Raw genomic sequence first — 18,474 nt, forward strand, 5'->3', positions numbered from 1 at the left:
CGGTAAGGGACCGATAAGAAACCTGCGTTAAGGATGACCGCTATGCCTACCCACCTGGTTCGCTCCCTCTTGTTGCTCTGCGCCTGTTGTCTGGGTCTACCGATGGCCCATGCCCAGGACGTCAAATCACCACACAACGCCCCGGTCATCCAGCCGCTGCTCTCCAGCTCCATCAACGACTTCAGCAATGAAGACTGGGATCGTGGCGTCCTGCGTCGGGTGGCCGGCCTGACCATTCCGGCCACCCCGGCCAACGTCGAGGGCTTCATCAGCGGCCGTCAGGTCCAGCTGGGTGACGGGGAGTGGCGCGCCATCACCGAGGTCCAGCGGGTCGGCGACAACCTGGCGGTCTTCGTCGAGGGCAAGCCGCTGGACGCCGAGGCCGTGGGTTATCCCCGGCGCCTGGCGGTGGACGACGCCCCTGGTACCGGACGCCATCTGCAGCGCCTGCCGGGTCGCTTCAACACCCCGATCAACGACTTCACCAACCAGGACTGGCTCAAAGGCGTCTATCGCAAGGCCGCGGGTATCTCCATCCCGGTCACCGAGCGCAATCGCGATGAGTTCAAGCCGGGCGCCATCGTCCGCCTGGCCGATGGCCAGGACTATGCCGTCACCCATGTCAGCGAATTCGGTCGCAGCATGGGCGTGTTTCTTGATAGCCCCGTGCTGCCCGGCGAGAAGTACGGTTATCCGCGCCAGCTGACCTTCGTCGCGCCACCGCCCAAGCCCTGAGACCGCAAGGACCGGCGCTGGTAAAATCCCCCGCCCAGCGTCGTCACCCCGGTCCGCCATGTCCAAGCTCAACCCCCGCCAGGCCGAAGCCGTGGCCTACATCAGCGGTCCCCTGCTGGTGCTGGCCGGTGCCGGCTCCGGCAAGACCAGCGTCATCACCCGCAAGATCGCCTACCTGGTGCAGCAGTGTGGCATCCGCGCCCAGTACATCTGCGCCGTGACCTTTACCAACAAGGCGGCACGCGAGATGAAGGCGCGGGTGGCCAGCCTGCTCAAGGCCGGTGAAGGCCGCGGCCTAACCGTGTCCACCTTCCACAACCTCGGGCTGAACATCATCCGCCGCGAGTACGAGCACCTGGGCTACAAGCCCGGCTTCTCGATCTTCGACGAGGGCGACATCAAGGCGCTGCTCACCGACATCATGCAGAAGGAATACCAGGGCGACGACGGCCTGGACGAGATCAAGAACTACATCGGCAACTGGAAGAACGACCTCATCCTGCCGGACGAGGCGCTGGAAAAGGCGCGTACGCCCAAGGAGCAGACCGCTGCGGTGGTCTACCTGCACTATCAGCGCACCCTCAAGGCCTACAACGCGGTCGATTTCGACGACCTCATCCTGATGCCGGTGAAGCTGTTCCAGGAACACCCCGAGGTGCTGGAGCGCTGGCGCAATCGCATCCGCTACATGCTGGTGGACGAATACCAGGACACCAACACCAGCCAGTACCTGCTGGTGAAAATGCTGGTGCAGGAGCGCGCCCAGTTCACCGTGGTGGGCGACGACGACCAGTCGATCTACGCCTGGCGCGGCGCGCGACCGGAAAATCTGATGCAGCTCAAGGACGACTTCCCCTCGCTCAAGGTGGTGATGCTGGAGCAGAACTACCGGTCCACCAGCCGCATCCTCAAGTGCGCCAACGTGCTCATCGCCAACAACCCCCACGTGTTCGAGAAGCAGCTGTGGAGCGAGATGGGCCATGGCGATCCGATCCGCGTATTGCGCTGCAAGAACGAGGACGGCGAAGCCGAGCGCATCGCCTTGGAAATCCTCACCCTGCACCTCAAGACCCAGCGGCCCTATGCGGACTTCGCCATCCTCTATCGCGGCAACCACCAGGCCAAGCTGATGGAGCTCAAACTCCAGCACCACCAGATCCCCTACCGGCTCTCCGGCGGCACCAGCTTCTTTGCCCGCCAGGAGGTCAAGGACGTGATGTCCTATCTGCGCCTGCTGGTGAACCCGGACGACGACAACGCCTTCCTCAGGGTCATCAACGTGCCGCGCCGGGAGATCGGCTCCACCACCCTGGAAAAGCTCGGCAACTACGCCGGCAGCCGGGATCGCTCGATGTACGCCGCCGCCGACGAGATCGGCCTGGGCGAACACCTGGACGCCCGCTTCACCGAGCGCCTGGCGCGCTTCAAGCGCTGGATGGACGGGGTACGCAAGAATTGCGCGGGCGAGGACCCGATCGGCGCCCTGCGCAGCATGGTCATGGACATCGACTACGAGAACTGGATTCGCCAGAACGCCAGCTCCGACAAGGTCGCCGACTTCCGCATGGGCAACGTCTGGTTCCTCCTGGATGCGCTGAAGAACATCCTGGAAAAGGATGAAGACGGCCAGATGACCATCGAGGACGCCATCGCCAAGCTGGTCCTGCGTGACATGCTCGAACGTCAGCAGGAAGAAGAGGAAGGCGCCGACGGGGTGCAGATGATGACCCTGCACGCCTCCAAGGGCCTGGAATTCCCCTATGTGTTCATCATGGGCATGGAAGAGGAGATCCTGCCGCACCGCTCCAGCATTGAGGCCGACACCATCGAGGAGGAGCGCCGCCTGGCCTATGTGGGCATCACCCGCGCGCGCCAGACCCTGGTCTTCACCTACGCCACCCGGCGCAAGCAGTACGGCGAGCTGATCGACTGCACGCCCAGCCGCTTCCTCGATGAACTGCCGCCCGAGGACCTGCAGTGGGAAGGCCTGGAAGAGGCACCCCAGGAACAGAAGGCCGCCCGCGGCAACGATGCCCTGGCGGCAATGCGGGCGATGCTCAAGCGGGGGTGAGGACTCTGCCGGCGGCTCCCTCACCCCGGCCCTCTCCCTCCGGGAGAGGGGCTAGCGCGTGCCGCCTCGAGCCGAGGTATTTAGCCTCAGGCTTAGTCATGCGCCCCTGGCTAGGTTAGAACACGCGCCTCCCCTACGGCGATCAGTCCCCTCTCCCTCCGGGAGAGGGCTAGGGTGAGGGTCCGCTTTACGTCAGACTACCCCTCATTAGCGCTCCGGCATCCTCACCCCCTTTCCTCCCCCAAAACGACACCGCCCCCGCTACCGGTCAGGTAGCGGGGGCGGTGCTGGGCGACACTCAGGTCTTACTTGGCGAAGTTGGTCACCATGTCGAAGATCGGCTTGGGTCGCTTGAGGTCATACATCATCCCGAAGTGACGCTCGTGGATCACCGAGAGGCTCGGCTCGTCGAGCAGTTCGTAGACGTTGATCTCGGCCACCACGTCCTTGTAGCTGGTGTTGAGCACCGTGAGCATCTGCTTGACGCTGTCGTAGCAGGCCCGGTCGCCATCACGGCCGCCATCAGTGTTGCCTTGGTAGACGTTGCCGCAGTTCATCTCGTTGAAGAACACCTTGGTCTTGTACTTGGTGGCCATGGCGCGCATCTGCCCTAGGTACATGTCCATCCAGTAGCCCTTGTCATCGAAGTACGGGTAGTAGTGGAAGCTGATGTAGTCGAAGTTGAAGCCTGACGCCTTGGCCTGGTCGAGGAACCACATGGCACCGTTGCGATCACCCGGGCAACGGGCAGTGGCGGTGCGGTCATCCGAGTTGCACGCCATCACGTTGATGGTGGTCTTGAGGTTGGCGCCCAGCTCGTCCGAGGCCTGTTTGATTCCACGGTAGATGCCGACCAGGGTGTTGATGCGATCCTGGGCCCCCGCCTTGGAATAGTCCTGCTCGTTGCCGACTTCCCAGATCTTGATGTCGTTGGCGTAGCGCTTGGCCAGGGCATAGGCCTGCGCTTGGGTCAGCTTGTGGGTGATGACCGGTCGCAGGGTGATGTTGTACTTGCGAGCCAGGGCCACCAGGCGATCCAGCTCGGGCAGATTCATCACCAGGTACTCGCCGGAGCGATAGGTGCGCAGGTTGCGCGCGGCCAGGACCTGCAAGCGGGCTTCCATCTCCGCTGGCGGATAGGCGGCGCTGTTGTCGTGGCCGACCACCCCCAGCGGGATGTTCTTGTAGCCGCTCAGCGGGGCCGAGGCGACAGCTCCACCGGTAACCGGCTGGACCACGTTCTGCACCGGTTGCACGCTGGCCACGGGGGTCGGCGTGGTCGTGGTGGCAGTGCCCTGGGCCAGCGCGGTGCTTACCTTCTTGTCGAAGGCGGCCTTGTCGTCACCCGCCGCGGCACGCATGACGTCCAGCGGCAGGCTGGCACGCGAGCTGACGCCATTAGTGAGGCGACTGCTCCAGTAGGCACTGCCGCTACTGTCGGCGCTGCGGCCATAGAGGGTCTGATAGACCTTGTTGACCAGGGCGGTACCGCTCAGCGAACCATAGAGGGCGGTCGACTCGCCATTGGCGGCAAAGGTGGCTGCCAATTGCTCGACGCTCATGTCGCTGGCCAAGCGCGAAGCCCAGTAGTTGAGCCCACCGGCATCGGCCGCCCGACCGTAGTAGGCCAGGTAGAGCTGCTCGACGGTGGTCAGCCTGGACGAGGTCCCGGCATTGGCGGTAGTGCCAGTGGCGGTACCGGTGGTCGCCCCCGTAGTGGCGGTATTACCCGTGGTGGTGCCGGTGGTGCCGGTGCCCGTAGCGGGAGCAGCGCCGGTGGTGGTGCCGCTGGTCGCTCCGGTAGTGCCCGTGGCGCCGGTCCCGCCGGTGGTGCCCGCCGTTGCGCCGCCGGTGGCGGTTTCGGTCTTGGCTGGCGTGGCGGCGGTCGGGGTCACCTGCGGGCCGATGCCGGCGCAGCTGTCCTTGTCCAGATACTTGGCCAGCACCGCCCACTGCGGACGCTCCTTGCCATTGATCGGCTCGACCGCCTGGTTGTAGGTGCCCCAGCCCGGACCGGCGGCCCAGTAGGTAGCCGGAATGCAGTTCTGCTTCAGGTAGGCCAGCATGCCGTCGAGAATGGGCAACCAGCGCGCATCCGTGTCAGGTACGCCAAAGCCGCCGATAAAGCCGCGCTTGTTGTTGGCCTTGAGCCAGGTGACGAAGGGCTTGAGGCGCTCGACGCCATAGCTGGGCGAAAGGGTCGCCACGTTCAGGCTGGTGTCGAAGAAGGCCTGGGCCATGAAGATCAGGTTATTGGCCGGATCCTTGAGCTTGAGCAGCGCATCGTTCCACTGCGGCCAGCGGGTGGTGTCGGCCCAGCCGTTGCCTTCGATGAAGATCGGGTGGGTCGAATCGGCCACGCGCACACCGTCGATGCCGTACTGGGCAGCGGTCGGCCAGTTGCTCACGGCGTCGTGGGGCTCGTTCATGATGTCGTAGCCATAGAGCGCCGCATGGGTGCCCCAGCGCTGGGCGACGCGGGTCATGAGATTCCGGAAGGCCTCGTAGGGGACTTCGCCCGCCCCGATGACCTTGCCCTGGTAGCGGGCGTAGTTGTGCAGATCGAGGATGACCTTGACGCCGTACTTCTGGGCGTAGCCCAGGGTGCGATCGATCAGGCCGGCGTAGGTGGGATCGAGATTGACCCCCATGGACGGTTGCAGGCGCTCCCAAAGAATGGGGAAGCGCACCAGCTTCACGCCCTTGGCGCTCCACTGCTGGAAATGGCTCTCGGCCGGGAAGATGAAGTTGCGGTCGTTGACACCGGGCAGTACCTGGGCGGCGAAGGTGGCGCCGGAGAAGTTGAGACCGACCAAGTCAACGGCCTGGGCGGAGGTGGCAAGCGAAGCGGCGGCGAACAGGGCAGGCAAGAGCAGCACCTGACGCGGCAGGCGGCGGGAGATGGAGCTAAGAATTGTCATCAAGAAGGAACCAGATAGGCCGAGGTGCGCGATTCGATCCGTGCATCCCACCTCGGTACAGCAGGAAAACTGCCGGGGAAGATCGTTTCCCCAGCACCTGCAAAGCCTAGTGCAAGCGCCAGACCAATAAGAACCCGTGCCATCACGAAGCAGGGGTAAACGCGGTGTTTTGCCAGATGTACGGCGCCGATGATGGCACTTTCGCTACCGCTCGTCGGTGACCGCCTGGTCACGCAACGGGCCTGCCCTCAGGTTAAAGTCAGCCTTGTCCGCTTTCTGGCGTATCAGGGCGCTCCCGCATAGCGGCGGACCAGTTCCATGACCGGTTTGGGCCGGTCCAGGTCGTACATCAGCCCGAAGTGACGCTCATGGGCAACCGGATGGGTCGGCTCGTCGAGCAGTTCGTAGATGTTGATCTCGCGGACGATGTCGCGATAGCGCCCATTAAGCTCGGAAAGGATGTATTCGAGGCTGTCATGGCAGCCATGATCACCCGGTCGGCCACCATCGGTGGTGCCCTTGTAGATCTCCGCGCAATTGACCTCGTTGTAAAAGATCTGCGTCCGGTACTTGGCCGCCATGGCGCGCATCTGCCCCAGGTAGAGATCCATCCAGTGACCGCGGTCGTGGTAATGCGGGTAGTAGTGGAAGCTGATGTAGTCGAAATCGAAGCCGGCCGCCTTGGCCTGATCGAGAAACCACATGGAGCCCAGTCGATCGCCCGGGCAGCGCGCCTTGGGCCCGGTGTCGTACGAATTGCAGGACATCACGTTGATGGTGGTCTTGAGGTCGGCGTTCAACTCGTCGGAGGCGCGGCGGATGCCACGGTAGATGTCCACCAGGCGACTGATGCGGATACCCGCGCCGACCCGCGAATGATCCTGCTCGTTACCGATTTCCCAGATCTTGATGTCCTTGGCATAACGCTTGGCCAGGGCATAGGCCTGGGCCTGGGTCAGTTGCTGGGTGATCACCGGTCGCAGGGTAATGTTGTACTGACGGGCCAGGGCCACCAGGCGATCCAGGCGCGGCAGATCCAGCAGCAGAAATTCACCGGAGCGATAGCTGCGCAGGTTGTAGCGGTCGAGCAGTTGCAGGCGCTTTTCCATCTGCGCGTCGGGATAGGCGGCGTTGTTGTCGTGACCGACCACGCCCAGGGGGATGTAGGGCAACTCGGGCAGGGCGACGGATTCGGCAGCACAGACCGGACCACCCAGACACAGGGCAGCGACCAGGCCGAACCAGGGCGACATTCGAGGCATCAGGCGCATCCTTGCAGGTAAAGAGCAGAGCGGCGGAGCATGGCAAAGTGCCGGCAGCGCCTCAATCGTGGACGCCTCCAGGCTGCGACCCCCCGCACAACCAGGCGCGTTACAGTAGGTGTCCGCGCGCCTTGTCGAGGACCTGCCCATGATCGCCACCCTGCTGCTGGCCCAGGCCTGCAACAATCGCTGGTCGAACCAGCGCCTGCTGGCGGCCTGCGCCGGCTTGTCGCCGGATACCCTGCGTGCCCCCCAGCCGGCCGCCTTTTTCGGCTCGCTCTGGGCCCTGCTCGGCCATCTGCTCGACGTGGATCGCTTCTATCTCGATGCCTTGCACGACCAGCCCCGACCCTACCAGGACATGGAATGGCCCGACCTGGCGACGCTGCATGCGGCCCAGATCGCCAGCGACCAGCGCCTGATCGCCCTGTGCCGCCGCCTCGCTCCCCCGCAACTGAGCCAGCTCATCACCCTGCCCCGCGCCAGCGGCCCGGTACGGGAAAGGCGACTGCGCACCCTGCAGCACCTCTTCGTGCACCAGCTGCACCACCGCGGCCAGGCCCACGCCCTGCTCCTGGCCAGCGGCGTGGCACCGCCGCAACTGGACGAATTCTTTCTCGCCCAGGACGAACCGCTACGCCGGGCGGAGCTGGCGGCGTTGGGGATCGATGAAAAGGATTTGTGGGGAATCGCCCCGTAGGTTGGGTTGAGCGCAGCGAAGCCCCAACAGCCCTTGCGTCAGCGGGGCGGCAGTGTTGGGCTTCGACGATGAAACTGTCTCAGCCCAACCTACGGACTCGAGCGCCAGCTCGGACAGCCCCCTTTCCCTCCGGGAGAGGGTCGGGGGTGAGGGCGCCCTGGGCACAGCCCTCTACACGGAAAAGGCTGCGCCGTTTTCCACCCTACGACCGCCATAACGCACGTGCTCAGAAATTCGCCGGCGTGGTCGCGCTGATCAGCCGGGCGGGGGCCTCGAAGGGATTGCGGAAGCGGTGCGGGCGGCTGCTTTCGAAGTAATAGCTGTCGCCGGGTTCGAGGATGTGCACCTCGCCGCCCACGGTCAGCTCCAGGCGGCCTTCCACCACCAGGCCGGCCTCCTCGCCTTCATGGGCGTACATCTCTTCGCCGGTGTCGGCGCCGGGCGGATAGGTCTCGTCGAGAAAGGCCAGGGCGCGACTGGGATGGGCGCGGCCGACCAGGCGCATGCGCACGGTGTGGGCGCCGCTGGAGATGTCGATGAGTTCATTGGCGCGATACACCACCTGGGTCGGCGTGTCCTGCTCCAGGTCCAGGGAAAAGAACTCCACCAGGGACATGGGAATGCCGGCCAGCACCTTCTTCAGCGAGCTGATGGAAGGACTGACGCTGTTCTTCTCGATCATCGAGATGGTGCTGTTGGTCACCCCGGCACGCTTGGCGAGTTCGCGCTGGGACAGGCCCTTGAGGGTACGGATGGTTTGCAGGCGGGCACCGACGTCCAAGGTGGAAAAGACTCCTCGAGCAGGCGGGTGAGACGTGGCCAGGCCACGCGCTGAGGGCGTGCCGTGGAACGGTGTTCAGCATCATGGCAACGCTGTTCGAGATTTACAACACTACGGCTGACGTGCGGCCCCCGGGCGGCGCTCGCCTGGTGGTGGCAGTGGGCAAAGGCCCCGTCCAGGGCCTAGTCGCGATAGCTGCGCGGCACCCGCTTGAGGTTGCACAGCAACTGGTAGGGGATGGTGTCGCAGCGTTCGGCCAGGTCCGCCACCGACACCTGGCGGCCCCAGAATTCTACCTCGCTGCCCACCCCAGCCTGGGGGTGATCGGTGAGGTCGACGGTGAGCATGTCCATGGACACGCGACCGATCAGTTGGCCGGGACGCCCATCGATGGCCACCGGGGTGCCATTGGGCGCATGGCGCGGATAGCCGTCGGCATAGCCCAGGGCGACCACCCCGACCCGGGTCGGCCCGGAGGTGACGAAGCGCGCGCCATAGCCCACCGGCTCGCCGGCCGGCAGTTCGCGCACGGCGATCACCCGCGAGGTCAGGGTCATCACCGGTTGCAGTCGTTCGGCGGCGGCCTGGACCGTGGCGAAGGGCGAGACGCCATAGAGCATCAGCCCGGGGCGCACCCAGTCGCCGGCCGCCTGGGGCCAACCCAGGGTCGCCGGTGAATTGCGCAGACTGGTGGGACCGGGCAGGCCCTCGGTGGCCGCGCGGAAGGTGGCGATCTGCGCCGCGGTGGCCGGGCTGTCCGGTTCGTCGGCGCGGGCGAAGTGGGTCAGCTTGACGATGCCGCTGACCTTGCCGCTGGCCAGCAGTCGCCCATAGGCGGCGGCATAGTCCTGGGGAAAGAAGCCGACCCGGTGCATGCCCGAATCCAGCTTCAGCCAGACCTGCAGCGGTCGCGCCAGGGCGGTCCGCTCCAGGGCCTCCAGTTGCCAGTCGGCGTGGATCACCGTCCAGAGATCGTGCTCGGCGATCAGCGGCAGCTCGTCGATGCCGAAGAAGCCTTCCAGCAGCAGGATGGGCGCGCGGATCCCGGCGGCACGCAGCTCCAGGGCCTCCTCAATGCAGGCCACGGCGAAGCCATCGGCCTCGCCCGCCAGGGCACCGGCCACTGTTACCGCGCCATGACCATAGGCATCAGCCTTGATCACCGCCAGAGCGCGGGCGTCGGAGAGTTCACGGGCCAGGCGATAGTTCTGGCGCAGGGCGGCGAGGTCGATGACGGCGCGGGCGGGACGCATGGGAGGTCTCGGCAAAGGAAGAGTGAGGGACAGGAGGGCTGGACAGCGCCCTCACCCCGGCCCTCTCCCAGGAGGAGAGGGGGAACAGCGGTCTTAGGCCTTGACGGCGGCGATGACGTTCATCTCTACCAAGATGTCCGGCTTGGCCAGCTTGGCTTCGACGGTGGTGCGACCCGGGGTGGCGCCCTGGGCGGCCCATTCGTCCCAGGCGCGATTCATGCCCTCGAAGTGCAGGGCGATATCGCGCAGGAAGATAGTCACCACCAGGATGTGCTGCTTGTCGCTACCGGCCTCGGCGAGAAATTTGTCGACGTTGGCCAGGGTCTCGCGGGTCTGCTGATAAATGTCGCCGGAAAAGTCATCGGCCAGCTGGCCGGCCAGGTAGACGGTGCCGTTGTGGATATTGATTTCGCTGAGGCGGCGATCAGTGTGCAGACGCTGTACGAGCATTGCGCGGGGACTCCTGGGTGGCGGAATAACGGGAGATGTCGAGACCCTCGGCGCTGATCTGCGGCTGCTTGCGCGCGATCAGATCGGCCAGCAGGCGACCGGAGCCGCAGGCCATGGTCCAGCCCAGCGTCCCGTGCCCGGTGTTGAGGAACAGGTTGCGATAGCGGGTGGCGCCGACGATGGGGGTCCCGTCCGGGGTGGCGGGTCGCAGACCGGTCCAGAAGCTGGCCCGGGCGAGGTCGCCACCGCGAGGATAGAGGTCGCCGGTGATCATTTCCAGGGTCGCGCGGCGGCGCGGATCCAGGTTCAGGTCGAAGCCGCAGATCTCGGCCATGCCACCGACGCGGATGCGATCGTCGAAGCGGGTGATGGCGACCTTGTAGGTCTCGTCGAGAATGGTCGAGGTCGGTGCCATGGTGGCATCGACGATGGGCACCGTCAGCGAATAGCCCTTGAGCGGATAGACCGGCGCGCGGATGCCCAGGGGCGCCAGCAGTTGCGGCGAATAGCTGCCCAGGGCCAGGACGTAGTGATCGGCGGTGAGCAGTTCGCCATCGACCTTGACGCCATCGATACGGTCACCGTTGGCGCTGAGCTGCTGGATCTCGGCACCGAAGCGGAATTCCACGCCCAGGCGGCGGGCCTCCTCGGCCAGGCGATTGGTGAACAGGAAGCAGTCACCGGTCTGGTCGTTGGGCAGGCGCAGGCCGCCGGCCAGCTTGTGCTTGACCGCTGCTAGCGCCGGTTCGACCCGGGCCACGCCGTCGCGGTCGAGCAGTTCGAAGGGCACGCCGGAACGCTCCAGCACGGCGATGTCCTTGGCCGCAGCCTCGACCTGCTGCTGGGTGCGGAAGATCTGGGTGGTGCCCAACTGGCGGCCTTCGTAGGCGATGCCGGTGTCCTGGCGCAGCTCGTCGAGGCAGTCGCGGCTGTATTCGGACAGCCGCACCATGCGCTCCTTGTTGACCGCATAGCGGGCCGCGGTGCAATTGCGCAGCATCTGCGCCATCCACAGGTACTGGCTGCTGTCACTGGTCAGGCGGATGGCCAGGGGCGCATGCTTCTGGAACAGCCACTTGAGGGCCTTGAGCGGTACGCCGGGCGCGGCCCAGGGCGAGGCATAGCCAGGCGAGACCTGACCGGCGTTGGCATGGCTGGTCTCCAGGGCGGGACCGGCCTGGCGATCGACCACGACCACCTCGAAACCCTGACGGGCTAGATAGTAGGCGCTGGTCGTGCCGATGACGCCGCTACCCAAAACCAGTACACGCATCGCTAGCTCCTGGCCGGTGAGGGGATTTCGCCGGCTTTCGTCGGAATGAAGGCAGATACGACAAGTATAGAAAGCCGCTCGAAGTGCTAATCACTGAAGAATTGCCTATATTCGGAGTAATTTTCCGGTAAAGACCCCTTTGGCAGAGAACCCCGCGATGCGTACCCATCACCAGGCCAGACGCGAGCTGGACAAGATCGACCGCAACATCCTGCGCATCCTCCAGGACGATGGCCGCATCTCCTTCACCGAGCTGGGCGAACGGGTGGGGCTGTCCACCACGCCCTGCACCGAACGCGTCCGCCGGCTGGAGCGCGAAGGCATCATCCAGGGCTACAACGCCCGTCTCAATCCGCAGCACCTCAAGGCCGGGCTGTTGGTGTTCGTCGAACTGAGCCTGGACTACAAGTCTGGCGACACCTTCGAGGAATTTCGCCGCGCCGTGCTCAAGCTGCCGCAGGTGCTGGAATGCCACCTGGTCTCCGGTGAATTCGACTACCTGGTCAAGGCGCGCATCTCCGAGATGGCTTCCTATCGCAAGCTGCTCGGCGACATCCTGCTCAAGCTGCCCCATGTGCGCGAATCCAAGAGCTACATCGTGATGGAAGAGATCAAGGAGACCCTGAGCCTGCCGGTGCCGGACTAACGGCTGGCGACCCCGGGGGATCACCGTCTAGGCTGCGGTCTTTCGTCAGATCGCCAAGGAGGCCGCCCATGGATCCCTACCAGCGTTAGCTCATCACCGCCGCCAATCGCCAGACCTGGGAGGTGTCGGCGCCGCTCCATGCCCAGGGCGAGGACTGGCAGCGCCTGCTGGAGCAGGCCGGGCGACCCGGCTTTTCGGTCCTCGATGCCTGCCTGACCGCCACCCTCACCGAACTGGACATCCGCGGCCTGAGTTGCGCCCAGGTCGGCTGCAACAACGCCCGCAACTGCTCTCCCTGGCGGCCCTCGGTGCCCGGCCCGCACTGGGCATCGACCAGTCGCCGGCCTTTCTCGCCAGGGCGAACAACTGGCCGCGGCAGCGGGCCTGGCGCCGCGGCTGGTGGCGGCCGACATCTATGCCCTGCCCGCTGGGCTCGGCCAGCACGACCTGGTGCTGATCACCATCGGCGTGCTGAACTGGATGCCGGACCTACCGGCCTTCTTCGCCGCGGTGCAGAGCCTGCTGGCACCGGGCGGACGCCTGGTGATCTACGAGACCCATCCTTTCCTGGAAGTCTTCGAGCCCCACGCAGACCAGCCGCTGGTGCCGCGCTACAGCTACTTCCGCTGCGAGCCGCTGGTCAGCACGGACCTCATCACCTACGACGGCCTGGATCACGGCCAGGGCGCGCCGAGCTACTGGCATATCCATACACTGGGGGCCATCGTCACCGCCTGCCTGGACGCCGGCCTGAGGTTGCAACGGCTGGAAGAGCATCCGCACTCCAATCGCGAGGCCGACTATGACGGCTACATCGGCCAGACCGCCCAGTTGCCGATGAGCTTTACCCTGGTCGCCCAACGCCCGACGGCTTAGCATGGCGCCCCTGTCCCCAGACGACCGCCGTCTTCCATGCAGCCCCACTCGCCTTCCTATTACGCCGCCACCGCCAATCTGGACCTGGACTTTCCGCCCCTGGAGGGCGAGGTCCAGGCGGATGTCTGCGTGGTCGGCGGGGGCTTTTCAGGGCTCAACACCGCCCTGGAACTGGCCGAGCGGGGCGCCCGGGTGGTGCTGCTGGAAGCCCGCCGCATCGGCTGGGGTGCCAGCGGCCGCAACGGTGGTCAGCTGATCCGCGGCGTCGGCCATGACGTCGAGCAATTCGAGTCGGTCATAGGTGCCGAAGGGGTACGCGAACTCAAGCGGCTGGGCTTCGAGGCGGTGGACCTGGTACGCCAGCGCATCGCCCGCCACGGCATCGACTGCGCGCTCACCTGGGGCTTCGCCGACCTGGCCAACAAGCCGCGCCATTGGCAGCACCTGCAGGAAGAGCACGCCGCGCTGCAGGCGCTGGGCTACCCCCATCCGCTGCGGCTGGTGCCCAAGGCCCGGCTGGCCGAGGTGGTGGGCTCCGAGCGCTACCAGGGTGCCCTGGTAGACGAGGGCTCCGGCCACCTGCATCCGCTCAACCTGGCCCTCGGCGAAGCCGCCGCGGCCCGGGCGATGGGCGTGCAGCTGCACGAAGACAGCCAGGTCACCCGCTTGGAATACGGCCCCCGGGTGCGGGTGCACACGGCACGCGGCCGGGTGAGCGCCGACACCCTGGTGCTCTGCTGCAACGCCTATATCGACGATCTGCAACCCGACCTCGCCGCCCAGGTCCTGCCGGCCGGCAGCTATGTGATCGCCACCGAGCCGCTCTCCGCCGAGCGCGCCGCGCGGCTGTTGCCGGGCAATCGTGCGGTCTGCGACCAGAACGTGGCGGTGGACTACTTCCGCCTCTCCGCCGACCGTCGCCTGCTGTTCGGCGGCGCCTGCCACTATTCCGGGCGCGATCCCAGGGACATCGCCGGCTACATGAGGCCGAAGATGCTGGAAGTCTTTCCCGAGCTGGCCGAAGTGCGGATCGACTACGCCTGGGGCGGCATGATCGGCATCGGCGCCAATCGCCTGCCGCAGATCGGCCGGCTGCGCGAGCACCCCAACGTCTTTCATGCCCAGGCCTATGCCGGTCATGGGGTCAATGCCACCCACCTGGCCGGTCACCTGCTGGCCGAGGCCATCCTGGCCCAGTCGGCCGGTTTCGACCTCTTCGCCCGGGTGCCCCATGCGCGCTTTCCCGGCGGTCGCCACCTGAGGTCACCGCTGCTGGCCCTGGGCATGCTTTGGTATCGCCTCAAGGACAGCCTGTGATCCGCCTGGTCGTACCCCTGCTGCTGGCGCTGCTGGCCGGCTGCGCCACGCCGATTCCGCGCCACGCCTCCCAGGTGCTGCCGGTCGCCGGCACCGCCCTGGACAGCCAGGTCCGCGCCGTCGGCGCCGCCCATCCGGGCCTGTCGGGTCTGCGCCTGCTGGAAACCAGCACCCACGCCTTTACCGCCCGCGCCGAGCTGATCCGCAAGGCCCAGCGCAGCCTGGACATCCAGTACTACATCGTCCACGACGGCCTGACCACGCGGCTGCTGGTCAACGAACTGCTCAAGGCGGCGGATCGTGGCGTGCGCATCCGCTTCCTCATCGACGACACCAGCAGCGACGGCAACGACTACCAGATCGCCGTGCTGGCGGCCCATCCCAATGTGCAGATCCGCGTCTTCAATCCGCTGCACCTGGGCCGCAGCACCGGTCCGACCCGGGCCCTGGGCCGGCTGGTGGATCTCAACCACCAGCACCGCCGCATGCACAACAAGCTGTGGCTGGCCGACGACAGCGTGGCCATCGTCGGCGGACGCAACCTGGGCGACGAATACTTCGATGCCCGCCCGGAGATGAATTTCACCGATCTCGACCTGCTCGCCGCCGGTCCGGTGGCGCGCCAGCTGGGCACCAGCTTCGACCAGTACTGGAACAGTCCGCTGAGCCAGCCGGCCCGGCGACTGCGCTGGTTCGCCCCCTCGCCCACCGCCCTGGTGCGGCTGCGCGCGCGGCTGCATCACTACCTCGACAGCGAACGCACCCGCGACCTGGCGCTGTACAACCGCCTGCGTCGCTACGCCACCGCGCCCCAGCTCGACGGCTGGCTGCAGGAGCTGACCTGGGCCCACGCCCAGGCGTTCTGGGATGCGCCGCGCAAGGTCTTGGCCGAGGACGAACCGGACTGGCAGCTGCTGCTCACCCATCAGCTGCAACCGACCCTGGACGGCGCCCAGCACGAACTGCTGCTGGTCTCTTCCTATTTCGTGCCCATGAATCAGGGGGTCGCCTACCTGGGCGGCCTAGCCGCCCGCGGCGTCGATGTGCGGGTGCTGACCAACGCCCTGGAAGCCACCGACGTGCCCGCCGTGCACGCCGGCTACGCGCCCTATCGCGCGGCGCTGCTGGCCCAGGGGGTCAGGCTCTATGAGTTACGTGCCCGCCCGGACCAGAAGCGATCCGCCCTGCCCTACAGCTTTGGCGAATCCGAATCCAGCCTGCACAGCAAGGCCATGGCCATCGACGGGCGCTGGTCCTTTATCGGCTCCTTCAACTTCGATCCGCGTTCGGTGCTGTGGAACACCGAGGTCGGCGTCCTGGTGGACAGCCCGGCCCTCACCGGTCGCCTGCGCCAGCTGATGCTGCAGGGCATGGACCCGAGCGTCTCCTATGCGGTCAAGCGCGTCGAGGATCGCGGGCGGGTGCGCCTGGAGTGGGTCAGCGAACGCGACGGCCAGCCGCGGGTGCTGCACCACGAACCCGGCAGCGCCTGGCGCCGCTTCAACGCCTGGGTGGTCAAGGCCGTGGGGCTGGAGCGGATGCTCTAGGCTTCGCCCTCACCCCAACCCTCTCCCGGGGGAGAGGGGGTTAGCTCGCAGGTTGGGTCGAGACGGCTCCACCGTCGAAGCCCAACAACCAGCACCGTGCCAGTCCCGTTGGGCTTCGCTGGCGCTCCAGCCCAACCTGCGACTCCATCAATCTCCCTGCGAAAAATCCGGCAATTGCTCATTTTATGAGCAGTAGTCGACCAGAACTTCGGCTAAGGTCGACCGCATCCATCGGCCCCGCTCCGGCACCCGGCCGTCCTATGCATCGAGGATCTCCCATGAGCGCTACCGCCCTGCGTCACGACTGGACTCTCGCCGAAGTCCGCGCCCTGTTCCAGCAGCCCTTCAACGACCTGCTGTTCCAGGCCCAGGGCGTGCATCGCCAGCACTTCGATCCCAATCGCGTGCAGGTCTCCACCCTGCTGTCGATCAAGACCGGCGCCTGCCCGGAAGACTGCAAGTACTGCCCCCAGTCCGGCCACTACAACACCGGCCTGGAAAAGGAAAAGCTGATGGAGGTGCAGAAGGTGCTGGAGGCGGCCGCCGAGGCCAAGGCCATCGGCTCCACCCGTTTCTGCATGGGCGCCGCCTGGAAGCACCCGTCCGCCAAGGACATGCCCTATGTCCTGCAGATGGTGCAGGGCGTGAAGGCCCTGGGCCTGGAGACCTGCATGACCCTCGGCCGCCTGGACCAGGAGCAGACCCGCGCCCTGGCCGACGCCGGCCTGGACTACTACAACCACAACCTGGACACCTCGCCGGAGTTCTACGGCAACATCATCACTACCCGCACCTACGGCGAGCGCCTGCAGACCCTGGCCTACGTCCGTGAAGCCGGGATGAAGATCTGCTCCGGCGGCATCCTCGGCATGGGCGAGTCGGTGGACGACCGTGCCGGCCTGCTGATCCAGCTGGCCAACCTGCCCGAGCACCCCGAGTCGGTGCCGATCAACATGCTGGTCAAGGTCCAGGGCACCCCACTGGCCGAAGAGAAGGACGTCGATCCCTTCGACTTCATCCGCACCCTGGCGGTGGCGCGCATCCTCATGCCCAAGTCCCATGTGCGCCTGTCCGCCGGTCGCGAGCAGATGAACGAGCAGATGCAGTCCCTGGCCTTCCTGGCCGGTGCCAACTCCATCTTCTACGGCGAGAAGCTGCTGACCACCGGCAACCCCCAGGCCGACAAGGACATGCAGCTGTTCGCCCGCCTCGGCATCCAGCCCGAAGCCCGCGAAGAGCACGCCGACGAGGTGCACCAGGCCGCCATCGAGCAGGCCCTGGTGGAACAGCGCAACAGCGAACTCTTCTACGACGCCGCCACCGCCTGACCCCTGTCGTCCCCCTCTCCCCCCTGGGAGAGGGGCGGGGTGAGGGTAAACCACCGCCCAACCCGCGCTCCAGACCAACCCCCTCTCCCCTCGGGAGAGGGCTGGGTGAGGGGCCTTCCAACGCTACCGAGACTCCCCATGGCCTTCGACCTCGCCGCCCGCCTGGCCCAGCGTCACTCCGAGCACCTCTATCGGCGCCGCCCTTTGCTGGAAGCGCCCCAGGGCCCCGAGGTGGTGGTGGATGGCGAGTCCCTGCTGGCCTTCTGCAGCAACGACTACCTGGGCCTGGCCAATCATCCCCAGGTGATCGCCGCCCTGCGCGCGGGCGCCGAGCGCTGGGGCGTGGGCGGCGGCGCCTCGCACTTGGTGATCGGCCACAGCGGTCCGCATCACCAGGTCGAAGAAGCCCTGGCCGACCTCACCGGGCGGCCACGCGCCCTGCTGTTCTCCACCGGCTACATGGCCAACCTGGCAGCCGTCACCGCCCTGGTCGGGCGTGGCGACACCGTGCTGGAAGACCGCCTCAACCATGCCTCCCTGCTCGACGCTGGCCTGCTCAGCGGCGCGCGCTTCGGCCGCTATCTGCACAACGATCCGGCCAGCCTGGCCACGCGGCTGGCCAAGGCCGAGGGCGACACCCTGGTGGTCACCGACGGCGTCTTCAGCATGGACGGCGATCTGGCCGCGCTGCCCGAGCTCTGCGAGGTCGCCCAGCGCCACGGCGCCTGGACCCTGGTGGACGATGCCCACGGCATCGGCACCCTGGGCGCCAGCGGCGGCGGCATCGTCGAGCACTTCGGCCTGGATCAGGGCCAGGTCCCGGTGCTGGTCGGCACCCTGGGCAAGGCCTGCGGCACCGCCGGGGCCTTTGTCGCCGGCAGCGAGGAACTGATCGAGACGCTGATCCAGTTCGCCCGCCCCTATATCTACACAACCAGCCAGCCGCCGGCGGTGGCCTGCGCCACCCTCGCCGCCCTGCAGCTCGTCAGTGAGGAGGGCTGGCGCCGTGAGCTTCTGCACACTTTGATCCAGAGATTCCGCAGGGGCGCGACGGCCCTCGGCCTGGACCTTATGCTCAGCGCCACGCCGATCCAGCCGATCCTGGTCGGCGACAGCGCGCGCGCCCTCGCACTCTCCGCCGCCCTGCGCCGACGCGGGATCCTGGTCACCGCCATCCGACCGCCCACCGTACCGGCCGGCAGTGCCCGCCTGCGGGTGACCCTGACGGCGGCCCATCGCGAAGCGCACGTGGACCTCTTGCTCGACGCTCTGGCCCAGGCCATGGCCGAATTACCGCCTGACGCGGATAAGTGA

At 66.4% G+C, this 18,474-nt stretch carries 15 protein-coding genes; 9 read left to right on the plus strand and 6 right to left on the minus strand.

Translation table 11 applies throughout. The annotated features are described in order from the left end of the window. Positions 1–42 precede the first annotated feature (42 nt). Both EC839_RS12470 and rep read left to right on the plus strand, forming a co-directional pair. Positions 43–735, plus strand: coding sequence for a hypothetical protein (locus EC839_RS12470; protein WP_007159855.1), 693 nt, complete (start codon positions 43–45; stop codon positions 733–735). A gap of 58 nt (positions 736–793) precedes the next feature. Further along, complete coding sequence (rep, locus tag EC839_RS12475; RefSeq protein ID WP_007159856.1) at positions 794–2,806, plus strand: DNA helicase Rep; 2,013 nt, start codon at positions 794–796, stop codon at positions 2,804–2,806. A 305-nt stretch (positions 2,807–3,111) separates the two neighbouring features. On the opposite strand, the gene EC839_RS12480 is transcribed toward rep, so the two are convergent. Both EC839_RS12480 and EC839_RS12485 read right to left on the minus strand, forming a co-directional pair. Beyond that, positions 3,112–5,727 carry a cellulase family glycosylhydrolase gene (locus tag EC839_RS12480; protein ID WP_007159857.1) on the minus strand — a complete coding sequence of 872 codons (2,616 nt, stop codon included), beginning with the start codon at positions 5,725–5,727 and terminating at the stop codon, positions 3,112–3,114. Positions 5,728–6,011: 284 nt separating this feature from the next. Then, entirely contained in the window at positions 6,012–6,989 is a 978-nt protein-coding gene (locus EC839_RS12485; protein ID WP_237709537.1) for a glycosyl hydrolase 53 family protein, read from the minus strand. A 148-nt stretch (positions 6,990–7,137) separates the two neighbouring features. On the opposite strand from EC839_RS12485, the gene EC839_RS12490 reads away from it, so the two are divergent. Then, positions 7,138–7,689 (plus strand): DinB family protein, encoded by a 552-nt coding sequence (locus EC839_RS12490; RefSeq protein WP_007159859.1) that lies wholly within the window; start codon positions 7,138–7,140, stop codon positions 7,687–7,689. Between the two features lie 226 nt (positions 7,690–7,915). On the opposite strand, the gene EC839_RS12495 is transcribed toward EC839_RS12490, so the two are convergent. From EC839_RS12495 to dadA, 4 genes are all read right to left on the minus strand, one after another. Next, on the minus strand, positions 7,916–8,470 hold the full coding sequence (locus EC839_RS12495; RefSeq protein WP_007159860.1) for a cupin domain-containing protein: 555 nt from the start codon (positions 8,468–8,470) through the stop codon (positions 7,916–7,918). A gap of 182 nt (positions 8,471–8,652) precedes the next feature. After that, the gene (gene alr, locus EC839_RS12500) at positions 8,653–9,723 is read right to left on the minus strand and encodes an alanine racemase (RefSeq protein WP_007159861.1); all 1,071 of its coding nucleotides are present in this window, start codon (positions 9,721–9,723) and stop codon (positions 8,653–8,655) included. 93 nt (positions 9,724–9,816) lie between these two features. Then, positions 9,817–10,173: a RidA family protein gene (locus EC839_RS12505; RefSeq protein ID WP_007159862.1), complete on the minus strand. Its 357-nt coding sequence runs from the start codon at positions 10,171–10,173 to the stop codon at positions 9,817–9,819. Continuing rightward, entirely contained in the window at positions 10,148–11,446 is a 1,299-nt protein-coding gene (dadA, locus tag EC839_RS12510) for a D-amino acid dehydrogenase (protein ID WP_007159863.1), read from the minus strand. The genes EC839_RS12505 and dadA overlap by 26 nt, the downstream gene beginning before the upstream one ends. Before the next feature lie 157 nt (positions 11,447–11,603). Here dadA and EC839_RS12515 point away from each other — a divergent pair, with 157 nt between their 5' ends. From EC839_RS12515 to bioF, 6 genes are all read left to right on the plus strand, one after another. Then, positions 11,604–12,092 (plus strand): Lrp/AsnC ligand binding domain-containing protein, encoded by a 489-nt coding sequence (locus EC839_RS12515; protein WP_007159864.1) that lies wholly within the window; start codon positions 11,604–11,606, stop codon positions 12,090–12,092. A gap of 396 nt (positions 12,093–12,488) precedes the next feature. Then, positions 12,489–12,968 (plus strand): class I SAM-dependent methyltransferase, encoded by a 480-nt coding sequence (locus EC839_RS24780; protein WP_367401664.1) that lies wholly within the window; start codon positions 12,489–12,491, stop codon positions 12,966–12,968. Positions 12,969–13,004: 36 nt separating this feature from the next. Continuing rightward, a complete protein-coding gene (locus EC839_RS12525) occupies positions 13,005–14,285 on the plus strand; it encodes an FAD-binding oxidoreductase (RefSeq protein ID WP_132832578.1) in 1,281 nt (426 codons plus the stop codon). Continuing rightward, positions 14,282–15,832: a phospholipase D family protein gene (locus EC839_RS12530; protein WP_007159867.1), complete on the plus strand. Its 1,551-nt coding sequence runs from the start codon at positions 14,282–14,284 to the stop codon at positions 15,830–15,832. Before EC839_RS12525 ends, EC839_RS12530 begins: the two co-directional genes overlap by 4 nt. Before the next feature lie 278 nt (positions 15,833–16,110). After that, positions 16,111–17,160, plus strand: a complete 1,050-nt coding sequence (gene bioB, locus EC839_RS12535) for a biotin synthase BioB (protein WP_007159868.1) — start codon at positions 16,111–16,113, stop codon at positions 17,158–17,160. Positions 17,161–17,298: 138 nt separating this feature from the next. Further along, entirely contained in the window at positions 17,299–18,474 is a 1,176-nt protein-coding gene (gene bioF / locus EC839_RS12540) for an 8-amino-7-oxononanoate synthase (RefSeq protein WP_007159869.1), read from the plus strand.

Origin of the sequence: Pseudomonas sp. JUb52, from assembly GCF_004341115.1 — a bacterium.
In the GTDB taxonomy this organism is placed as follows: domain Bacteria; phylum Pseudomonadota; class Gammaproteobacteria; order Pseudomonadales; family Pseudomonadaceae; genus Chryseomonas; species Chryseomonas oryzihabitans.

Excerpts from the sequence above, each read along its gene's own strand:
- bioF (WP_007159869.1), top strand. The coding sequence starts at position 17,299 with ATGGCCTTCGACCTCGCCGCCCGCCTGGCCCAGCGTCACTCCGAGCAC.
- EC839_RS12485 (WP_237709537.1), bottom strand. The coding sequence starts at position 6,989 with ATGCCTCGAATGTCGCCCTGGTTCGGCCTGGTCGCTGCCCTGTGTCTG.
- EC839_RS12525 (WP_132832578.1), top strand. The coding sequence starts at position 13,005 with ATGCAGCCCCACTCGCCTTCCTATTACGCCGCCACCGCCAATCTGGAC.
- EC839_RS12490 (WP_007159859.1), top strand. The coding sequence starts at position 7,138 with ATGATCGCCACCCTGCTGCTGGCCCAGGCCTGCAACAATCGCTGGTCG.
- EC839_RS12505 (WP_007159862.1), bottom strand. The coding sequence starts at position 10,173 with ATGCTCGTACAGCGTCTGCACACTGATCGCCGCCTCAGCGAAATCAAT.
- rep (WP_007159856.1), top strand. The coding sequence starts at position 794 with ATGTCCAAGCTCAACCCCCGCCAGGCCGAAGCCGTGGCCTACATCAGC.
- dadA (WP_007159863.1), bottom strand. The coding sequence starts at position 11,446 with ATGCGTGTACTGGTTTTGGGTAGCGGCGTCATCGGCACGACCAGCGCC.
- alr (WP_007159861.1), bottom strand. The coding sequence starts at position 9,723 with ATGCGTCCCGCCCGCGCCGTCATCGACCTCGCCGCCCTGCGCCAGAAC.
- EC839_RS12470 (WP_007159855.1), top strand. The coding sequence starts at position 43 with ATGCCTACCCACCTGGTTCGCTCCCTCTTGTTGCTCTGCGCCTGTTGT.
- EC839_RS12515 (WP_007159864.1), top strand. The coding sequence starts at position 11,604 with ATGCGTACCCATCACCAGGCCAGACGCGAGCTGGACAAGATCGACCGC.
- bioB (WP_007159868.1), top strand. The coding sequence starts at position 16,111 with ATGAGCGCTACCGCCCTGCGTCACGACTGGACTCTCGCCGAAGTCCGC.
- EC839_RS12480 (WP_007159857.1), bottom strand. The coding sequence starts at position 5,727 with ATGACAATTCTTAGCTCCATCTCCCGCCGCCTGCCGCGTCAGGTGCTG.